The following is an 18,937-nucleotide window of genomic DNA, read 5'->3' as shown; positions in this document are numbered from 1 at the left end:
GGAATTTTATATGAAAAGAAATAAATTGGTTGATGAAAGTATACGTCTTTCTCCAAAACAAAAAATCCTCCCAACCATCCTCGGCGGAATCATCGGCGACGCGTTGGGAGTTCCGGTCGAATTTAAAGCCAGGAGTCTGTGTAATATACAAGAAATGACCGGCTACGGGACTTACAACCAGTCGCCTGGAACCTGGTCTGATGATACTTCGCTAACGCTGTGTTTGATGGAGAATTTGATTGAGGGACAAGCTGAAATCGGATTGATGAAAAAGTTCTTGGCCTATCGTGAAGGGTATTGGACGCCTTATGGCCGCATGTTTGATATCGGGAGAGCGGCCGATGAGGCGATTGAGCGTTTTCAGCGGGGCGCTTCAATCGATGAATGCGGCGGAAAGACCGAGTTTGACAACGGAAACGGAGCATTGATGCGAATCGCCCCGTTGGCTTTTACGTTATGCAGCGAGCCTGATTTTTCAAAGAGGAAAACTGAGGTCGAGCGCTGGGCGCTGATAACGCACCGCCATCCTCGTTCAACGCTCGGATGCATTTTTTATATAGAGTTTTTGATCAGATTATTTTACGATGATACACCTTCCGATGCATATCGGAAAGCAGTGGATCTGTGTGTAAGGCATTTGGCGGGAACGGAATACGAAGATGAATATGAGGCTTATGAAAGAATCATCAGCCGCGAGCTGCCGGATCTTCAGAAAAAAGACATCTTTTCTGACGGCTATGTCGTTCATTCTTTGGAAGCGGCTCTGTGGTGTTTTCTCAACCATGATGATTATGCGGAGGCCGTACTCTCAGCTGTCAACTTGGGCAAGGACACAGACACAATCTCATTTTTAACAGGAACGATGGCAGGCATGCATCATTGTATGGACGGCATTCCGGAAGAGTGGATCAACGCCTTGGCTCGAAAAGAGGACATTTTTGATTTATGTGAAAGGTTTCTTCAATTTTGTGTGAAAAAATGAAGAGCGGTTCACCTATACAACTAAGGAAAACGCCAGACCCGTGGTCAGCGTTTTCTTTTGGTTGCGATGCAGAAAAAAAGAAAGAAGACATGAAAACACCATCAATGGTATGATAGAGAAAGCGATGAAAATATTGTCATCGGCAACCACCCATGACAAACATGAAGGAGATGCGGCAGCATGGCTGATAAAATAACGATTCTGAGAGAAACATTCGAAAATGGAGAAACGGGACAGGAAGTCGAAGGATTGACTCTTATGATAGACGGCAAGATGAAGGACGTGTTTGACATTCTCATCAGCCAAAACGATGATTACAATGATTATACAGAAATCATGAGAGATATTGTGATCGCGGGTGTCAATCATATCATCAGCAAATAATGTCCGGATGATCTTTCGAGAACATCTTTTCCCCGGCTGAGTCAAAAAAGCACTTGCTTTTATTCAAAATACCCTCTATAATAAATCATGTCTCAAATAAACGGGGCATTAGCTCAGCTGGGAGAGCGCTACACTGGCAGTGTAGAGGTCAGCGGTTCGAGCCCGCTATGCTCCATCTCGGGAACCCTTGATTTATCAAGGGTTCCTTTTTTATTGTTTTTCTTAAAATCGGCCAGATTACTGAGTTGTTGGCGAATTGTTGGCAAACCCTTTTTTCAATGGTCGATACCAATGTACTTAGGATTTAAATTGATCAAAATACCCGACGGTTTCACTTTTAAGTTTTCCCCTGCTTCTATAAGATAATGCTACGATAGTGTACGGAAGATCATGTAACCTTCCTTTAGTTTAAACTTCGACCGCTTTCTTGTTGATTGGTATGGCATAATAATACGGCTTTCCTTTTCCGCTAATGAGGTCATTAGAAAATCAAAAGAACCGCAAAAAAACACCGGTAATGCCGGTGTTTTTCTAAAAAATATTGACAGTAATTACAACCCAAGCAATATAGGGTTTTTCTCTTTTCTATCTAAATATCCGGACATGAAGAATCCGAGACTAAGCATGATATAAGATGCAAATTTAAATATGACTTGAACGGATTCAGGTGTCGCTGCCCAAACCAGCACAAATACGAGGGATAGAAAATAAGCGGCCTTTTCTATAATTCTAGAGTCTATCTTCATCCATCATATGACCTCCTTTTCGTTCTTATCCTCCAATCTAATTCTGTTTCTTTTCTTTATATGAAGCAAGCTGTACGACAAAACCAGTCAAAAACATCATCAAAAAAGTCCTGTTATCATTGATCTATCATATCGTAAGGAAGCCGATCGCGCCTCTCATTTTGGTAGTTTAGATTGATCTGAAGATAATCGTTTTGGATCATTGTTACCTGCTGAAAAATTTGTATACTAAGCTCAAAGAAAGGAGGGGAAAGAAGAGAAAAACAAGGGTGTTTATCTGATCCTGCATGACAAATTAATATGAAGGAGGCAATGAAAAAACGCTTACGAAAAGAACAATGATGGTGCCATAATAACCAATCCATAACTGTTTTTTCGCAAACGTTCAATGTGTATTTCTTTATTATAAACGATATTTCAAGAAAATTCCGTAAAAAAATATTGAGAGGAAGCTGAAAAAGTGAAAAAATTGATATGTTTAATATGTTTGGCGTTTTTTGCTTCTGTCATTTTTGTGCCGACAGCTGACGCTGCAGTTAAAAATCATGATGAAATTGTTGGCTTTAAGGAAGTAACGCCTACAACTGTTACCCAAAAAGCGGCTAAACGTTTTCAGCCGTATTTGAAGGTTGCTCACGGATGTGTGCCATTTCCTGCAGTAGATGCACAGGGGAACACAAGCGGAGGACTGGAGCCGACCGGTGCGCCTGAAGGACATTGCAGCAAAAGCACCGGACAAGTATATTCCCGTTCTGCGTGGCATAATGGGGTATGGGCCATTATGTATGCTTGGTATTTTCCTAAAGATTCCCCGCTTCCTGGGTTAGGCCATAGACACGATTGGGAAGCCATTGTCGTTTGGATTGACAACCCTGCGAATCAAAATCCGAAAGTTCTGTCAATTGCATATTCAGGGCACGGAAAATTTGAAAAGGTAACCCCAACTCCAAATAGTGTGATCATGGAAGGTGATCATCCTAAAATTAGATATGATGCACCTCAAGCGCCATTAAACCACAGCTTGTTTGTTGATAGCGCAAAAGGCGGGATGCAGCCGTTAATCGGATGGGAAGATTTAACCCCTGCTGCGAGAGACGCATTAAATACGACAAAATTTGGTGCGGCAAATGTTCCTTTTAATCAGGATAATTTTGTGAATAATCTAAATAAAGCTTGGTTTAAATAAAAAAATATCTTTAGAAGAGTACAGTTTCGGCTGTACTCTTACTTTTTTTAAAGTTGTTTTTAGCATTTGCTTAAGCCTGTAATTAAACCGGATCAAGATAATACTATAAATCCGAGCCGTATCCGTTATTTCCGCCTGCGATCACCGCACGCGTTTCAACCTCCCAAACCTCCGCGAAAACCGAAAAAGCTCCATAACGAGGACATTCAGGCTTAACCAGACGCCGCCGAACGCATAGCCGGCGATGACGTCGCTTGGGAGCTGCTGCCGCAAATAAATACGGCTTAAGCCGATCAGAACTAAAATGATGGCAAAGCACAGAAAGGCGAGTGTATGCAGCTGCGCTTTTTTGGAGTGCCGGACCAGAAGGTAAGCTGAAAAACCAAACAACACAAAAGCCGTTAATGTTTGCTCGCTCGGAAATGGGTACAGGACATGCTTTGATAACGGAGGGTGTACCGGGTGAAGATGCTGAAAGATGCGCCTGATTCCCTCCTCGTAGATTTCTCCGCCGCCTGCCGTGAAGAATAAGAAAAACACTTCAATCCTCCGATCCTTTCCTTTCCACACAATCCATAAAAGGGTTAAAACGATCAGGGGGATCAGTACATATACAGATGCCAAAAAGCCGAAACATGCCATCCAATACGCCCAGCGTTCGTTAAATAGTAACGGAACCAACGTCATCACAACATGATCGAATTGCTGCAATTCGTTGTTTAAATAGCCTTCTGTCAAGTTCGTCATAAACAGGGCAAAACCGAGAAACAGAATGGCAATGCAGGCGATCAGCAGCCTTAATCTGCGGAGGGAGTGAAAGCGGAGAGCTCCTTTGCCGATTCCTTTGATGATCCATTTTTTCATCTGTGCTTTGTAAGCCCTTAGAAAGTACAGTGCGATCAGAATGAGAACGGCGATCACGCCTCCGATCAAAAGGTATTTCTTGATGGATGCATGGAACTGATCCCATTTCGGCCCCAGTATGTTCCCAAGAAAAATAAACGTCCCTGTCCAAAGAAAAGCGCCGCAATAGGAAAATAGCATATATGTACGAAAAGGGATTTGCGTAATGCCTGAAAAATAGCCGGTAATATGGCGGACGCCCGGGATGAAATAGGCAAACAGCAACAGTTTGTTTCCGTACGTTTCAAACCAGCGGGACGTTTTTTCGAGCTGTTCGGGACCGAAATGAATGCGGCGGCCGTATTTGTGTAAAAAAGGGGTACCCAGTTTATATCCTGTCCAATATGAAAGCGTCATCCCTAAACAGCTGCCGGCACCTGACAGAAGGATGCTCAGGATCCAATTCAGCTTGTCCTCATAGACCAGCACGCCTGCATATCCGAGGAGAAAGTCTCCCGGCAATGGAAGGCCGAGGAGCTCTGCCATAAGGGAGAAAAATAATACAGCATATCCGTATTTCCCAATCAATCCTGTGAGAAACTGCAAATCGATGTCCCCTTATTCTTCTTCTAAAATCGCAACCGGGTTAAACACTTCATAATGGATGTTGTTTTTCGGCACACCCCATTCTTTCAGCGCCCCGTTGACGGCTTTCATAAAGGGAATCGGGCCGCAAAAGTAAAAATCCGCATCCCTTCCCGGGAGGATGGATTGCAGCCACTCTAAGTCGATAAAGCCCTCCTTATCAAAGTTTTGCAAGGAACGATCTTCTGAAGAAGGCGCTTCATAGCATACAAAAGACCGGATATTTTCGTTCTTTTCAGCCAAATCGGCCACATGTTTTTTAAAGGCGTGAAATTCGCTGTTCTTTGCTGAGTGAATAAATGTCACTTGTCTGTTGGGCTGTTGTTCAGCAGTCGTGTTTAACATGCTTAACAGCGGCGTAATGCCGACGCCGCCGCTGATCAATACAAGCGGCAAATCGGTGCTGCTGATCACGAAATCGCCTGCCGGAGCGGAAAATGTAAGAATATCGCCTGTTTGCACCTGCTGATGCAAGTACGTTGAGACGATGCCTGCCGGTGCATCACCATGCGCATCTTCGCGCTTGACGGAGATTCTGTAATACTCTTTGCCAGGGGCGTCGGAAAGGCTGTAATGCCTGATGTGCGTATACGCCTCGCCTTCGATTTCCGCTTTTATCGTCAAATACTGTCCAGCCTCATATGAAGCGATCGGCTTACCATCCTCAGGCTTTAAGTAAAACGATGTAATCAGACTGCTCTCTTTCACCTTTTGATCCACGCGAAATTTCCGGTAGCCTTCCCATCCTCCGGGTAGCTGCTCGGTTTCTTGATAAAGCTTTTGTTCAATATTGATAAAGGCTTTTGCAATTTCGCCGTAAGCTTTTTTCCAGGCTTCAAGCACTTCTTCGGTTGCAGCATCGCCTAATACATCTTTCACCGCTGCGAGCAGCGTCTCGCCGACGATTGGATATTGTTCAGGCTTTACGCCGATTGCCCGATGCTTTTCGGTAATTCTTTTAATGACGGGCTCTAAAGCCTCCAGATGATCGATGTTTTCACCGGCGGCATATACCGCATAAGCCAAAGCTTCCTGCTGTATTCCGCGTTTTTGATTGGTCTGGTTGAACATATTATGCAGTTCAGGGACTTTTGAAAATAACAGTTCATAGAACCGCTTGCCGATTTCTTGGCTGTGCTCCTTCAGAATGGGGGCTGTCGACTTTACGATCTGGATCGTTTCTTTATCAAGCATAAGGGATCATCCTCCTTTCCTTTAGTCTTTTGCTCAGAATCGGAATTATGCGTAAAAAAAGGTTTTTAGCCGCTCTTTTGACAGGGCAGCTAAAAACCTTTTATTTTTTGTCTTCAATCGGAATGAACTTGAATATCTCTCCGGACTGCACTGATTGTGCGAGTCTCATCAGCCAATCGTAATAAGTCTTTGACTGTTCGAGCTGCTCATAAAGCGCCTTCGCTTCTTCTTTTACGCTTTGTTCCAGTCCGCTGTCTTCTGCGACATTCTGCAATGCCTGCTGGGCATCTTGAATGGCAGCCAGATTGACCTTTACTTCTCTCTCCCATTTTTGCGGAAAAAAGCTTGTGAAAAATGTAAAGAAATCTTTTTCAGCCACAAAGCTGTGTTTTCTTCTTCCTCTGTGAAACGTTTTTTTCACAATGTTTAAATCCTGGAGCTTTTTAACGCTCGTGCTCATGCTCGGCTTGCTCATCTGCAGCTCTTCCCGCATTTCGTCCAGCGTCATTTCATCTGAAAGGTACATCGTTCCGTACAAAATGCCCGCACTCCGGGTGATGCCGTACAGATCCATCGTTTCTGCAATCGAATCGATGACTAAATCTTTCGCTTGTGCGATCGCTTCTTTTGCCGAAAGATCACGTGGCTCGTCCATCATTATCCTCCTTCCAAAGGAGCGGAAACATCAATGAAAAAGACCCAATCCCCATAAAAATCGGGACCGGTCCTGAAATCCGCGTTAAATTTGTTAAGTAATTTCTTTATGTTCTTTATCTTAACGAAAGATATCAAAAAGTCAAAATTAAATTTTTTTTGAAAACGGCTCAGTCCGCATGAGGCTTGAGATCACATAAAATTCAAACAAATCGTCCGGCCGATTTTTCTTTGACACGGTTTTATACGCGTGTTAAATTCAAAGTGTTAAAAACGTTAAATTTTTATTTAACAAACTTTGCGTGATCGGGAGGTTGCTTTTATGAGTCAAACACTTTTCATTGACGGAAAATGGGTGAGCGCTGAAAAAGGCGGCACTCGCAAGATTATCAATCCCTTTAATCAGGAGCATATCGAAACCGTCAGTGAAGGAGGCAGAGAAGACGCTGTTAAGTCCATAGCCGCTGCGCGCCGTGCCTTTGATGCAGGCGAATGGTCAAATACAACCGGTCTTGAGCGCGGCAATATTGTATTGAAGATTGCGGAGCTCATAAGGCGGGACCATGATGAGCTTGCGGAGCTTGAATCGCTCGATACCGGCAAAACGCTGGAAGAAAGCAAAGCCGACATGGATGATATTGCAAACGTATTTCAATATTATGCGGGGCTTGCGGATAAGGATGGGGGAGAGATCATATCCTCGCCGATTCCGAATTCAAAAAGCGAAATCGTCAGAGAGCCAGTCGGAGTCTGCGGACAAATCACGCCATGGAATTATCCGCTTTTGCAAGCCAGCTGGAAAATCGCTCCCGCTTTGGCGGCCGGCAATACAATCGTTGTAAAGCCGAGCGAGATCACGCCTCTGACAACGATTAAAGCATTTAAATTAATGGAAGAAGCTGGCGTGCCAAAAGGCGTTGCCAACCTTGTCCTCGGACCGGGAGATACGGTAGGCGATGAGCTTGCCAGAAATACGGACGTCGATCTGATCTCATTCACGGGCGGAATTGAAACAGGGAAGAAAATCATGCAGGCAGCAAGCACGAATGTCAAGAAAATCGCCCTTGAGCTCGGCGGAAAAAATCCGAATATTGTGTTTAAAGACGCTGATTTCGATGCTGCGGTTGACCAGGCGCTAAACGCCGTGTTTTTCCACGCCGGCCAAGTCTGCTCTGCCGGTTCACGGCTGCTCGTGGAAGAATCGCTACACGACGAATTCCTGGAAGAACTTATTAAGCGTACGAAAAATATTAAGCTTGGCAACGGATTCGCTCCAGAAACGCAGAGCGGTCCGCTCATTTCCGCTGAACACCGAAGCAAAGTGGAACAATACGTGGAAATCGGTCTGAGGGAAGGCGCTAAGCTTGAAACGGGAGGCAAGCGTCCAGAAGATCAAGAGCTGCAGGACGGTTTCTTCTACTTGCCGACGATTTTCTCAGGGTGCCGGTCGGATATGAGAATCGTGCAGGAAGAGGTGTTTGGGCCTGTTTTGACTGTTGAAACATTCCGTACCGAAGAAGAAGCTGCCGCGCTTGCAAATGACACGATCTACGGCCTTGCCGGGGCGGTTTGGACAAACGATATTGAAAAAGCGGAGCGCGTCGCTTCCAAGCTGAGAATGGGTACGGTGTGGATCAATGACTTCCATCCATACTTTGCTCAGGCGCCGTGGGGCGGATACAAGCAGTCAGGGATCGGCCGCGAGCTTGGCCGCATGGGTCTTGATGAATACACGGAAGTGAAGCACGTTTACCGCAATACAAAACCGGCGGCTGTCAATTGGTTTAAAGCATAAGAGGAGGAGAATCGCGAATGACTTTAAATATGAAAGTAGAAGCCATGAACAAATTCCATACGTTTGAAATTCCGACCGTTATTAAGCACGGAATCGGAGCCGTAAAGCATGTCGGGGAAGAAGTGAAAAAGCTTGGCGTAACGAAAGCGCTGCTTGTCACAGACCCGGGCATTCACAATGCCGGTGTTACAAAACCTGTCGTTGAATCATTGCAAGAAGCCGGCATTGAAGTCGTCGTCTTCAATAAAGTCGAACCAAATCCGCCCGTGCGTCTTGTAGCAGAAGGCTCAAAGCTTTACGCTGAAGAAAACTGCAACGGTCTTGTGGCGGTCGGCGGAGGAAGCTCAATGGACACGGCCAAAGCGATCGGAGTTGAAGCGACCCACGAGGGTACGGTGCTTGATTATGAAGCGGCAGAAGGAAAAAAACCGCTTGAAAACCGGATTCCTCCGCTAACGACGATTCCGACGACAGCAGGTACAGGTTCAGAGGTTACGCAATGGGCAGTTATTACGGATGAAGAGCGCGAATTCAAATTCAATACGGGAGGACCGCTGATCGCGGCGCATTTGACAATCATCGATCCTGAACTGCACGTATCGATGCCTCCCCATGTCACGGCGATGACGGGAGTCGACGCTTTGGCCCATGCGATCGAATGCTATACGATGAAGTTTGCGCAGCCGATTACCGATGCTGTCGCACTGCTTGCGATTGAATATGCCGCACATTATATCCGCAGGGCGTTTGCGGACGGTGAAGATCTTGAAGCAAGATACGGAATGGCTCAGGCGGCAATGCTTGCAGGCCTTTCCTACGGCAGCGAATCAGCGGGTGCGGCTCACGCGATGAGCCAGACGCTCGGCGGCATCATCCCGGTTGCCCACGGCCAATGCGTGGCGGCTATGATGGGACCTGTGATGGAATACAATTGGAAAGGCTACCCTGAAAAATTTGCGCGCATCGCAAAAGCATTCGGCATTGATACAAGCGGCATGACGACGGAAGAAGCGGCAAAAGCCTCCGTCAATTGGATGTATCAGCTTGTAGAGGATTTAGAGATTCCGGGCCTTGAAGAACAAGGCGTATCACCTGAGATGATCGAACGCCTTGCAAAAGAGGCGATGAAAGACCCGCAGACGGTCGGAAATCCGAGAGACCTAAATGAACAAGCCTACATTTGGATTTACAAACGCTGTTTTAATAAAACGCCGAAAACTGTATAAGCCCATCCCGGAAACCCGCGTGTGCTTCCAAGCACAGCGGGTTTTAAAACGATTTGAAGAAAAAAAGGAAGCATTGTAAAATAATTCTCATATTCAAAAAAGGAGATGGGTTGAATGTGGGAAAGACGGAAAGCGACGGCGGAGAACGTATACATCGCCGATACCCCGTCATTTGTGACGGAGAAAAAAGAAGAAATTTCGATTGACTATGGAGGAATTCCCGGTGATCTGCATTTCGGCCTGACAAAGACGGCCGGCGCCAGGGAACCGATGTATAAAAAAGGTACGGAGATTTTTAACAGACGGCAGATTTCGATCGTCTCTGTCGAAGAATGCCTGGCGATTGCCGAAAGGCTAAACATCCCTGCTGTACTTCCGGAATGGCTCGGAGCCAATATCGCATTAAGCGGGTTGCCTCAATTGACGCATGTCAGGGAAGGAAGCAGACTCATCTTTCCGAGCGGTGCCGCGCTTTTGTGCGAAGGTGAAAATGAACCCTGCATCCAGCCCGGCGAGGTCATTCAAAAACAGTTTCCGGACAAGCCGAAGCTCGCTTCCCGTTTTGTACGCCATGCCATGGGCAGAAGGGGGATCGTTTGTGTCGTTGAACGGCCGGGAGTGATTGCACAAGGCGATCAGGTTGACGTATGGTCGTACTCACCGAACGCCGTAAAAGACGCAAGATCGTTCGCATAAGAAAGAAGGGGAGGTATGGAAATCCTGATGAACATGCCTCCCGAATGTCTTTTCACGACAATTTCTTTTTGATCTCCTGAATTTGTTTGACATGTCTTTTTTCATGATGGCCGATAAAATCGATCCATTGTCTCACCGTAAGCTCTTTAAAGACGGAATGAGGAAGCACCCTTTCAAAATCCTCCTCCTGAAGCGTGGCGATTACCGTTGTAAGCTGTGAGCGGGCATGGTCCAGTTCGGCTTTGATTGCCAGCAAATCCGTCGTTTTTCTCTCGGGCTCCAAAGAATCTGGAGCTTTTCGTTTGACAGACCGGTCTTCAGACACATGGACCGGCTTGGCTTCAATCGTTCGAAAAGGAGCGCTTCTGATTCGTTCCCTGAATAACCGGGCTGCCTGCAAATCGAGTTTTTTTAGGTGGTCAAGGACTTCCTGAATGCTCCATTCATCTTGTTCAGGCCTTTTGTTGATGTCATCGTCTGACAACTCCCGTATTTCGCTCCATGTTTCTTTTCTGGCCTCATTAAAAATGCTCATCATATCCCCTCCTATTGTCATTATTATTGTGAAACCTGGTAAAATAACCAAAATATCTCTTGGGGATAACCGCAGGGAGATTGCCAATACGCAGCGGTACGATCCGACTCATCCGCCGGAGCTCGAATCAGTCGAGTGAACCGCCTTGTTCGCGGATATCGGTTTCATGGTTGGCAGCCGTTAATGCCGCGATGCGCAGCGCTTCGACGATCACGTCAAGGCTAAGGCTCGGTTCTTTTTTATCGATGGTTTGTTCAGGAAGATAGGGAATATGGATAAATCCGCCCCTCGCACCTGATGATGAAAGGGCTAAATGGTGCATTAGCCGGTAAAATAAATGATTGCAGACAAAAGTGCCTGCTGAATTTGAGACAGATGCGGGAATCCCGTTGTGTCTCAAGTTTTGTACGATGCGTTTGATCGGGAGAGTCGACCAATAAGCGGCAGGGCCGTCTTGTGCAATGTTTTCATCTATAGGCATCATGCCTTCATTATCGGCGATTCTGGCGTCATCGATATTAATCGCTACCCGTTCGGGTGTGATATGCGGCCGCCCGCCGGCTTGTCCCGTACAAATGATAATGTCGGGCTGATGTTTCTCGATCGCTTTCTCCAAAACGTCAGCCGATTTGCCGAAAACGGTCGGGATTTTTTCAGCTGCAATGGAAATGTCACCGGCCGTTTCACCATGAAGCCGCTTAACCGCCTCCCAAGCTGGATTGACGGATTCTCCGCCAAAAGGGTCAAAACCTGTCAGCAGCACTTTCTTTTTCATATGAATCGCTCCTGAAAAATTGGAATGGTATAGGCAATAGCCAGACTTTTTATAAGGTGCAAAATCCCCATTCAGCTATGCAGTGAATGGGGATTTTGAAGGAAATGTTTAACCGCCTGCTCCGCGGGAAGCCAGAAGGATATTGTCGCTCTTTGAAACCGCTTCGGATGGATGGTTTGCCAACGAAAAGCTCAGTACCGCCCCTAAAACAGCGGCTGCTAATAAAAACTTTTTCATTTATTCTCCTCCTCTTCCGGCAAGCTTGCTCGCCTTATCAGTTTTAATGTAGAAGTATATGGCTTCTTCATATAGCTTCTTTTCCCTATAATAATTCGCCACGTCCATTAATAATTCCTCTAGATCAACCCATGCTTTTTCAGTTTCTAGCTGGTGAACAAAGTCCTTGATCATTTCCATTTTATTCGGCGGGCTTGTGTATAATGTATGTAAAATTTTGAATTTCAACTCGAATATTTTGCTGTTCATTTCGCGGGACTTTTTGAAACCTACATCGATCCATTGAAAAGCTTTGTCCTGTGAATTTGTTTTCAAAAGCGATCTTACGGTTTCGTACACACAGAGGAGATAAGCATATTGGGCCTTTGATTCAAAATCCTTGATGGCAAAAGCTTTATTGTAATATTTAAGCGCTTCCTCATGCTTTTCTTCCTTGCTTTTTAAAAAGCCCATATTATAGTAGGTGTAAGGTAGAAGAAATTGATCGCCGATTTTTTCCGTTCTATCGATCGCTTCATTTAATAAGGCTTCGCTTTCGGAAAATTTAAATTGGTCTATATAATTTAATCCTATCAGCATTTTGCAGTTGATAACCCGCTTGGTATACCCTTCATAGCCCTGAAAAATTCCGGCTGCGATATTGATATGGTGGATCGACAGCCAGGTCGCTTTTAAATTGTAGTACAGCACTCCGATTTTATAATGGAATTCAGCTTTTTCGATTTCGTTTTGAATCGCTCCGAGCCTTTTTTCCGCTATTCTGAAAAAATTGAGCGCTTCTGTGTGGTTTTGCTTATAATCTTCATAAATCCCTTTAAACAGATAAAAATAATAGTTCAGTTTATCATCCGTGCTCTTCGGATCATTGTCGTGAAACTCGATGGCTTCCAGCTTTTCGGTAGCAGATTGGCTGATATCTTCAAGTAGAAGCCGCAAGCGGAAATCAAGCATTTGATAATAAACAAGGACGTCCTGGTCTTCCTCCATCTCTTCAATTGCTTTATCTATGTCATCTTTCATTTCGATTGAGCGTGAAATGTCTCGTTTCTTCATCAGTATGTACCAGTCGTTCAGCATGTTGGCGACTTCTTGTGAAGCCACGGCTTTGCCCATTCTCTTCCCTCCAATCTTTTGTGAATTTTTTGTAAATTGAAGTTCTATTTATCATAGCATAAATTGCCGTCCTCTGTGAATAACGCCAAAGTGAGAGCTTTTCTTTTTTGAGGATGATTGGCAGCGGAAAAACGGCAATTGTATACGAAATTTAAGCGTTTTGCCCCATTTTTACGGGTGATGAGCCCTTTTGGAACGGGGAAGCAAATGACATTCGAATCGTTTCCCCGGTCTAAATGGTCATTTTCCAGAAGAAATGCGAAAAGAAAGCAAAAACAACGCCCAACGGAATACAGGAGATCATAACGGTTCCGTCGACGAGTCCGTCAGCTCCGCTTATTTTCAGGGCTTCTCTGTAACCGATCAGGAAATGGATGATCGACAGAACGTAGCAAAAGAGCATCATATAGTAAGGATTCACGTTTATACCTCCTCTATTTCGCTTTACTATATTACATTCAGCGAGAGCAAAGATTATGACTTTTTTTAAATAGAGAAAACGATTTTAAATTTAATGCATGTATTTTAAAAAATTTCTATTATAATCAAAAGGTAACATATAAATAGGGGGTCAATTTTATGAAGAAAAGGATGATGGCGTTTTTGATATGCGCGCTGTTTCTGGTGCCGTCCGCAGAAGCTTTCGCCGCACCGAAACAGTCCGAGCTGAACGAGTATCTTGGAGAAATAGGGATGACAGAAAAAGAATTGGAAGCCTATTTGCAAGATACATATGATGAAAGTTTGAAAGGATTTGAATCGGCGGAGGAATTAAGAGATTTTCTTGGAGAAAGGCTCGATGAAAAACGGCTTGCTTCATATTTAAAAGATTACGGCTTAAATGAAAAAGAAGCGGTCAAACTTCTCGTTGATAATGGTTATATGGAAGAAGGGCAAAGCATCCTCGATGCCTTCATGTTTGAGTATGAGCTGGATGATGCGCTTTGGAACGTGACAACTGACGAAGGCGACGCGGCAATCGAAAATCCGTTTCAGGAGCTTGGCGTAGACGATCAGGAATGGGAAAGGCTAATAAAGCATCTTAGGAGCGTCCGTGAAAAAAATCCGAATCTTGAAGATGAGTTGATGGCGATTGGGGAGCGACTTGAAGCGGTTGCCGATTTTGAGACGGTAACGGAGCTGAAAGCGAAAGATATCGCTCAAATGCTGTCTATTTTACACGATCTTCAGCAAACCCTTGAGGTGAAAACGAAATATTATTTAGTCAAAGACGGCAAGAAAAAGGAAGTATCACTGACGACGCCTGTCAGCGCAGATGAACTGAAAGGGGCAAGCTTGCTTGTACAAGTTTACGATCTTGAAGGAAATTTCATTTTGGACGTTTTGCTGACGCCTGACATGATTGGATCAGATTTATTTCATGAAACAGGAGCAAAAGTGAAGCAAACCCAAACAGCCGTTCAACATGATACAAAGAAGCAGCATGTGAAAAAGACGGTAAGGGGGGCAAAACTTCCAAAAACGGCCGGGCATTATGCGGAATGGTCGATCCTCGGTTTCGTGCTGATCCTCAGCGGATTTTTCTTGATCAGAAGGCTTCGCAAAGCGGCGTAGACAAAGAGGTGAATTGACATTAGAGCATCCCGTAAAAAAAGGGTGATTTGGCTTTTGGCGATCGCCATGATAACGGCCGGGCTGTATGTTGCAGCTACCAATGCGTTTAAGCTTTTTCAAGGACGCACACTTTCCGCTCAGCAGCCGGCTGAGAAGAAGCCGGCTGAAAAGCCGTCTGTTCAAACCGGAAAAAAACAAAAAGCCGAGACAGTACGAACGTTTGAAACCGGTGAAAAAATCGGCGACCTTGTGATCCCGAAAATGAAGGCGCGGCTTCCGATTTACCACGGAACAGACGAAGACGAGCTTCAAAAGGGAGTGGGGCATTTTGCAGGTTCCGTGCTGCCGGGCGAAGATGACAACTCGGTTCTGTCCGGCCACCGCGACACGGTTTTCAGAAGGCTTGGTGAAGTCGGCAAAGGAGACCGGTTAATTGTTGAAGCTGAATATGGAACTTTTACATATAAAGTGAAAAAGGTGAGGATCGTCGATGCTGATGACAGGACCGTTATCGTTCCAAAACCCAGGGCGACATTAACCGTTTCGACCTGCTACCCGTTCGACTTTATAGGCTCTGCCCCGGAGCGGTACGTATTGGTTGCAGAATTAATAAAAACGCAAAAAAAGCGGAACCTATAAGGTGTCCGCTTTTTTTCATCTCTTATCAATGCTCCGTTCCAAAAGCCTCGGAGCCGTCAGCAGCAACAGGCACAGCACGATTGCGCAAATGATGAACGACGGGAGCATATATGTTGCATTATACGTTAATGTATAAATCCAGACCGGCGTCCCTTTGGGTGCGTAATTTCCAAAAAAGACGGCGCCGCTAATGACGTGGGCGAGAAATTTCAGTCCACTTCCGAAAAAGACGGCAACCGTAACATATGATACCAGCTTTCCCTTTGCTTTCGCCGCGGCAGCTTTTCGGATCGGACCGGCAAATAAACCGCCGATTCCTGCAGCTGTTGGTGCGATAAAATAATCAAGGAGAAACTGTACGGGGTGAACCGCATAAAGCCCCCCGGTGACAAACTGCAGCAATCCTGCTAAAAATCCGGTAATCAGTCCGGCCTTCAGCCCCCATCGAAAAGAAATTAAAAAGATCGGGATCATCATGATGGCGATGGAGCCGCCTTGCGGCATTTTCAAAAACATTCCTGAAGCTATGTCCAATACGATCGCGATGCCTGTCATGACGGCGATTTCAATAAGCCGGACAAGTTGTTTTGATTGATTCATTGTAACCCTCACTTTTGATGAACAAAGGGGTACTGGACTTCTTTCCCAATAAAAAAGCAATGCGGGGAAGGAATAGGATAGTTTCCACGCACTGCTTTGGATGCAATAAGTTTTACTTTGCCACATCCCTACGCCAGCGTTAACTAACAGGTTCAAAGGGTCAGAACGGTTTGTTCACTCTCAGCCTGAGGCTCCCCTTGTGGTCATCAAGATTATTTAGTTATTTTCTACTATACTAAAAAAAGAAACGAACGACAAGCCGTATTTTTCAAAATTTTTTGCTTAATTTCTCCAATAAGTAGCAAAAATTGAAGCTTTTCCTTTATAATAGAAATTATTCGTACGTACAAGATGGGGTTGATCTGATGAGTGAACATACAAAATACAGCATGGTCAAAAACCAAATTAAATCGTGGATATATGAAGGGAAAGTTAAGCCCGGGGAAAAAATTCATTCGGAAAATGAATTGATGAAAATTTTCGATGTCAGCAGACATACGGTCCGCCAGGCGATCGGCGACTTGGTTCACGAAGGTCTCCTGTATAGGGAGCAGGGGTCGGGAACATACTGTTCACAACGCCTCAGGCCTTCGGAAAAAGGCAGGGAAAGACATAAAATGATCGGCGTGATCACGACCTATTTGTCCGATTATATTTTTCCCTACATTATAAGAGGGATCGAATCGACGCTGTCGAGTGAAGGGTACACGCTGATCGTAGCGAGCACGAATAATGACATTGAAAAAGAAAAGCAGTGCCTTGTAAACATGCTTGATAAAGACATTGACGGATTGATCGTTGAGCCGACGAAAACAGGAAGCTTTAATCCGAATTTAAACTATTACTTGACGCTTGAGCAGCACCACATCCCGTACCTGATGATCAATCAGTTTTACCAGGAGCTGAACCCACCCCACTTTATTTTGGATGATGAATACGGCGGGTTTATAGCGACTGACCATTTGATCAAGCTCGGCCATGAAAGGGTCTTTGGTCTTTTTAAACAGGACGATATGCAAGGCGTCAACAGGATGAAAGGATTTATCCGCGCCTTCAGGGAAAACGGTCTGTCATTTTATCCGGAAATGGTTGTTACCTATGAGACGGAGAACAAAGAGGAAAAGACGATCACTGAAGTGAGAAAACGTCTGTCTTCACAAGAGCCACCGACCGCCATTTTCTGCTATAATGATCAGATCGCTCTTTTAGTGCTTGACGTGATCAGGGAATTCGGGCTGAAAATACCAGAGGACATATCGATTGTCGGCTATGATGATTCGCATTTAAGCCAGGCGTCGGAGGTTAAGCTGACGTCGGTAACCCATCCGAAGATGCAGATGGGAATCGAAGCGGCAAAATGGATGATCGCGAAAGTGGAAGGAAGGAATATGGATCAGCTGGAACACTCTAAGGTATACAAGCCGGAATTGATCGTCAGACAATCGACCGCAAAATTAAAGAACGGTTAAAATAATACTAAATGAGAGGCTGGATCACTGTCTTGAATCTTTACGATGGTGATCTTTTTAAATGCGTGACGATAATAATAAGAAACGCGGCCGGATATAATAAAGAAAAAAAGCGCCTGTCATATAAAACTGCGGTACATTAGAAAAGGACCATCTGCCAACGGCAGCGAGCGGGATTCATCCGGCAGCATGAGTTGTAAAGCGTATGACCCGATGGTTATTGTGTTCACGCTGATGACTTTATTATTTTTTAAAAAAACTATTGTGTTAAATGAAAATAGATGATATATTAGTATTCGTCCTTAAAAAGACGGCTTTATAAAACAGCTGATTCAATATTTTTTAAAAAGTTGTTGACATTCACCTTGCTAGAATGTTATATTAATAAAGTCGCTTCTAACCGAAGCAAAAATGATCTTTGAAAACTAAACAAGACAAAACGTACCTGTTAATTCAAATAAATCGCACATAAACGTGCGTAGTCATTTTCAAACAGGCCTGCACGATGCAGGTCATGCAGATGTCGTCACAGGATGTGACGAACTTAATCTGCGTTCCATTTTATGGAGAGTTTGATCCTGGCTCAGGACGAACGCTGGCGGCGTGCCTAATACATGCAAGTCGAGCGGACCGACGGGAGCTTGCTCCCTTAGGTCAGCGGCGGACGGGTGAGTAACACGTGGGTAACCTGCCTGTAAGACTGGGATAACTCCGGGAAACCGGGGCTAATACCGGATGCTTGTTTGAACCGCATGGTTCAAACATAAAAGGTGGCTTTTCGCTACCACTTACAGATGGACCCGCGGCGCATTAGCTAGTTGGTGGGGTAACGGCTCACCAAGGCGACGATGCGTAGCCGACCTGAGAGGGTGATCGGCCACACTGGGACTGAGACACGGCCCAGACTCCTACGGGAGGCAGCAGTAGGGAATCTTCCGCAATGGACGAAAGTCTGACGGAGCAACGCCGCGTGAGTGATGAAGGTTTTCGGATCGTAAAACTCTGTTGTTAGGGAAGAACATGTACCGTTCGAACAGGGCGGTACCTTGACGGTACCTAACCAGAAAGCCACGGCTAACTACGTGCCAGCAGCCGCGGTAATACGTAGGTGGCAAGCGTTGTCCGGAATTATTGGGCGTAAAGCGCGCGCAGGCGGTTCTTTAAGTCTGATGTGAAAGCCCCCGGCTCAACCGGGGAGGGTCATTGGAAACTGGGGAACTTGAGTGCAGAAGAGGAGAGTGGAATTCCACGTGTAGCGGTGAAATGCGTAGAGATGTGGAGGAACACCAGTGGCGAAGGCGACTCTCTGGTCTGTAACTGACGCTGAGGCGCGAAAGCGTGGGGAGCGAACAGGATTAGATACCCTGGTAGTCCACGCCGTAAACGATGAGTGCTAAGTGTTAGAGGGTTTCCGCCCTTTAGTGCTGCAGCAAACGCATTAAGCACTCCGCCTGGGGAGTACGGTCGCAAGACTGAAACTCAAAGGAATTGACGGGGGCCCGCACAAGCGGTGGAGCATGTGGTTTAATTCGAAGCAACGCGAAGAACCTTACCAGGTCTTGACATCCTCTGACAACCCTAGAGATAGGGCTTCCCCTTCGGGGGCAGAGTGACAGGTGGTGCATGGTTGTCGTCAGCTCGTG

At 45.4% G+C, this 18,937-nt stretch carries 18 protein-coding genes, 1 tRNA gene, 1 rRNA gene and 1 riboswitch (1 of these 21 cut by a window edge); of the genes, 11 read left to right on the top strand and 9 right to left on the bottom strand.

Annotated features, from left to right (window positions below):
- The first annotated feature begins 10 nt into the window (after window positions 1–10).
- The 4 genes from NSQ39_RS15265 (at window position 11) to NSQ39_RS15250 (ending at window position 3,298) form a co-directional block, all read left to right on the top strand.
- Window positions 11–982 (top strand): ADP-ribosylglycohydrolase family protein, encoded by a 972-nt coding sequence (locus NSQ39_RS15265; protein WP_341015769.1) that lies wholly within the window; start codon window positions 11–13, stop codon window positions 980–982.
- A gap of 180 nt (window positions 983–1,162) precedes the next feature.
- Window positions 1,163–1,366: a hypothetical protein gene (locus NSQ39_RS15260; RefSeq protein WP_006640628.1), complete on the top strand. Its 204-nt coding sequence runs from the start codon at window positions 1,163–1,165 to the stop codon at window positions 1,364–1,366.
- Window positions 1,367–1,468: 102 nt separating this feature from the next.
- Window positions 1,469–1,541 (top strand) — tRNA-Ala (locus NSQ39_RS15255).
- Between the two features lie 1,031 nt (window positions 1,542–2,572).
- The gene (locus NSQ39_RS15250; protein WP_175077079.1) at window positions 2,573–3,298 is read left to right on the top strand and encodes an NPP1 family protein; all 726 of its coding nucleotides are present in this window, start codon (window positions 2,573–2,575) and stop codon (window positions 3,296–3,298) included.
- Window positions 3,299–3,439: 141 nt separating this feature from the next.
- Here the strand turns inward: NSQ39_RS15250 and NSQ39_RS15245 are convergent, their stop codons facing one another.
- The 3 genes from NSQ39_RS15245 to cudC form a co-directional block, all read right to left on the bottom strand.
- The gene (locus tag NSQ39_RS15245) at window positions 3,440–4,747 is read right to left on the bottom strand and encodes a bifunctional DedA family/phosphatase PAP2 family protein (protein ID WP_175077078.1); all 1,308 of its coding nucleotides are present in this window, start codon (window positions 4,745–4,747) and stop codon (window positions 3,440–3,442) included.
- A gap of 12 nt (window positions 4,748–4,759) precedes the next feature.
- A complete protein-coding gene (gene hmpA / locus NSQ39_RS15240) occupies window positions 4,760–5,980 on the bottom strand; it encodes an NO-inducible flavohemoprotein (RefSeq protein WP_175077077.1) in 1,221 nt (406 codons plus the stop codon).
- Window positions 5,981–6,080: 100 nt separating this feature from the next.
- The gene (gene cudC / locus NSQ39_RS15235; RefSeq protein WP_046132342.1) at window positions 6,081–6,635 is read right to left on the bottom strand and encodes a choline uptake/conversion transcriptional regulator CudC; all 555 of its coding nucleotides are present in this window, start codon (window positions 6,633–6,635) and stop codon (window positions 6,081–6,083) included.
- Window positions 6,636–6,956: 321 nt separating this feature from the next.
- Here cudC and betB point away from each other — a divergent pair, with 321 nt between their 5' ends.
- The 3 genes from betB (at window position 6,957) to NSQ39_RS15220 (ending at window position 10,351) form a co-directional block, all read left to right on the top strand.
- On the top strand, window positions 6,957–8,429 hold the full coding sequence (gene betB, locus NSQ39_RS15230; RefSeq protein ID WP_175077076.1) for a betaine-aldehyde dehydrogenase: 1,473 nt from the start codon (window positions 6,957–6,959) through the stop codon (window positions 8,427–8,429).
- 17 nt (window positions 8,430–8,446) lie between these two features.
- Window positions 8,447–9,655: an iron-containing alcohol dehydrogenase gene (locus NSQ39_RS15225; protein WP_046132340.1), complete on the top strand. Its 1,209-nt coding sequence runs from the start codon at window positions 8,447–8,449 to the stop codon at window positions 9,653–9,655.
- Window positions 9,656–9,769: 114 nt separating this feature from the next.
- Window positions 9,770–10,351 (top strand): MOSC domain-containing protein, encoded by a 582-nt coding sequence (locus NSQ39_RS15220; protein WP_046132339.1) that lies wholly within the window; start codon window positions 9,770–9,772, stop codon window positions 10,349–10,351.
- A 52-nt stretch (window positions 10,352–10,403) separates the two neighbouring features.
- On the opposite strand, the gene NSQ39_RS15215 is transcribed toward NSQ39_RS15220, so the two are convergent.
- The 5 genes from NSQ39_RS15215 to NSQ39_RS15195 form a co-directional block, all read right to left on the bottom strand.
- A complete protein-coding gene (locus tag NSQ39_RS15215) occupies window positions 10,404–10,889 on the bottom strand; it encodes a DinB family protein (protein WP_236809849.1) in 486 nt (161 codons plus the stop codon).
- 124 nt (window positions 10,890–11,013) lie between these two features.
- Window positions 11,014–11,661, bottom strand: a complete 648-nt coding sequence (pcp, locus tag NSQ39_RS15210) for a pyroglutamyl-peptidase I (RefSeq protein WP_175077074.1) — start codon at window positions 11,659–11,661, stop codon at window positions 11,014–11,016.
- Between the two features lie 108 nt (window positions 11,662–11,769).
- Window positions 11,770–11,898 (bottom strand): hypothetical protein, encoded by a 129-nt coding sequence (locus NSQ39_RS15205; RefSeq protein WP_269082056.1) that lies wholly within the window; start codon window positions 11,896–11,898, stop codon window positions 11,770–11,772.
- Entirely contained in the window at window positions 11,899–13,011 is a 1,113-nt protein-coding gene (locus NSQ39_RS15200) for a response regulator aspartate phosphatase (protein ID WP_046132336.1), read from the bottom strand.
- 232 nt (window positions 13,012–13,243) lie between these two features.
- Window positions 13,244–13,432 carry a hypothetical protein gene (locus NSQ39_RS15195; RefSeq protein WP_046132335.1) on the bottom strand — a complete coding sequence of 63 codons (189 nt, stop codon included), beginning with the start codon at window positions 13,430–13,432 and terminating at the stop codon, window positions 13,244–13,246.
- 158 nt (window positions 13,433–13,590) lie between these two features.
- On the opposite strand from NSQ39_RS15195, the gene NSQ39_RS15190 reads away from it, so the two are divergent.
- Both NSQ39_RS15190 and NSQ39_RS15185 read left to right on the top strand, forming a co-directional pair.
- A complete protein-coding gene (locus NSQ39_RS15190; protein WP_046132334.1) occupies window positions 13,591–14,586 on the top strand; it encodes a processed acidic surface protein in 996 nt (331 codons plus the stop codon).
- A 66-nt stretch (window positions 14,587–14,652) separates the two neighbouring features.
- Window positions 14,653–15,225: a class D sortase gene (locus NSQ39_RS15185; RefSeq protein WP_046132346.1), complete on the top strand. Its 573-nt coding sequence runs from the start codon at window positions 14,653–14,655 to the stop codon at window positions 15,223–15,225.
- 15 nt (window positions 15,226–15,240) lie between these two features.
- Here the strand turns inward: NSQ39_RS15185 and thiT are convergent, their stop codons facing one another.
- Entirely contained in the window at window positions 15,241–15,825 is a 585-nt protein-coding gene (gene thiT / locus NSQ39_RS15180) for an energy-coupled thiamine transporter ThiT (protein WP_175077073.1), read from the bottom strand.
- Between the two features lie 108 nt (window positions 15,826–15,933).
- A riboswitch (TPP riboswitch) is annotated at window positions 15,934–16,033 on the bottom strand.
- A gap of 157 nt (window positions 16,034–16,190) precedes the next feature.
- Between thiT and NSQ39_RS15175 the strand changes: the two genes are divergently transcribed.
- Window positions 16,191–17,294, top strand: a complete 1,104-nt coding sequence (locus NSQ39_RS15175; protein WP_216899526.1) for a GntR family transcriptional regulator — start codon at window positions 16,191–16,193, stop codon at window positions 17,292–17,294.
- A gap of 560 nt (window positions 17,295–17,854) precedes the next feature.
- Window positions 17,855–18,937: ribosomal RNA gene (locus tag NSQ39_RS15170) — 16S ribosomal RNA — on the top strand; it runs 467 nt beyond the window's last position.

It is taken from the genome of Bacillus sp. FSL W8-0848, assembly GCF_038007805.1.
GTDB classification, from domain to species: Bacteria; Bacillota; Bacilli; order Bacillales; family Bacillaceae; genus Bacillus; species Bacillus glycinifermentans.
This window is presented reverse-complemented; position numbering and strand designations above follow the sequence as displayed.

Excerpts from the sequence above, each read along its gene's own strand:
- NSQ39_RS15265 (WP_341015769.1), top strand. The coding sequence starts at position 11 with ATGAAAAGAAATAAATTGGTTGATGAAAGTATACGTCTTTCTCCAAAA.
- NSQ39_RS15260 (WP_006640628.1), top strand. The coding sequence starts at position 1,163 with ATGGCTGATAAAATAACGATTCTGAGAGAAACATTCGAAAATGGAGAA.
- hmpA (WP_175077077.1), bottom strand. The coding sequence starts at position 5,980 with ATGCTTGATAAAGAAACGATCCAGATCGTAAAGTCGACAGCCCCCATT.
- cudC (WP_046132342.1), bottom strand. The coding sequence starts at position 6,635 with ATGGACGAGCCACGTGATCTTTCGGCAAAAGAAGCGATCGCACAAGCG.
- betB (WP_175077076.1), top strand. The coding sequence starts at position 6,957 with ATGAGTCAAACACTTTTCATTGACGGAAAATGGGTGAGCGCTGAAAAA.
- NSQ39_RS15225 (WP_046132340.1), top strand. The coding sequence starts at position 8,447 with ATGACTTTAAATATGAAAGTAGAAGCCATGAACAAATTCCATACGTTT.
- NSQ39_RS15220 (WP_046132339.1), top strand. The coding sequence starts at position 9,770 with ATGTGGGAAAGACGGAAAGCGACGGCGGAGAACGTATACATCGCCGAT.
- NSQ39_RS15215 (WP_236809849.1), bottom strand. The coding sequence starts at position 10,889 with ATGATGAGCATTTTTAATGAGGCCAGAAAAGAAACATGGAGCGAAATA.
- pcp (WP_175077074.1), bottom strand. The coding sequence starts at position 11,661 with ATGAAAAAGAAAGTGCTGCTGACAGGTTTTGACCCTTTTGGCGGAGAA.
- NSQ39_RS15205 (WP_269082056.1), bottom strand. The coding sequence starts at position 11,898 with ATGAAAAAGTTTTTATTAGCAGCCGCTGTTTTAGGGGCGGTACTGAGC.
- NSQ39_RS15200 (WP_046132336.1), bottom strand. The coding sequence starts at position 13,011 with ATGGGCAAAGCCGTGGCTTCACAAGAAGTCGCCAACATGCTGAACGAC.
- NSQ39_RS15190 (WP_046132334.1), top strand. The coding sequence starts at position 13,591 with ATGAAGAAAAGGATGATGGCGTTTTTGATATGCGCGCTGTTTCTGGTG.
- NSQ39_RS15185 (WP_046132346.1), top strand. The coding sequence starts at position 14,653 with ATGATAACGGCCGGGCTGTATGTTGCAGCTACCAATGCGTTTAAGCTT.
- thiT (WP_175077073.1), bottom strand. The coding sequence starts at position 15,825 with ATGAATCAATCAAAACAACTTGTCCGGCTTATTGAAATCGCCGTCATG.
- NSQ39_RS15175 (WP_216899526.1), top strand. The coding sequence starts at position 16,191 with ATGAGTGAACATACAAAATACAGCATGGTCAAAAACCAAATTAAATCG.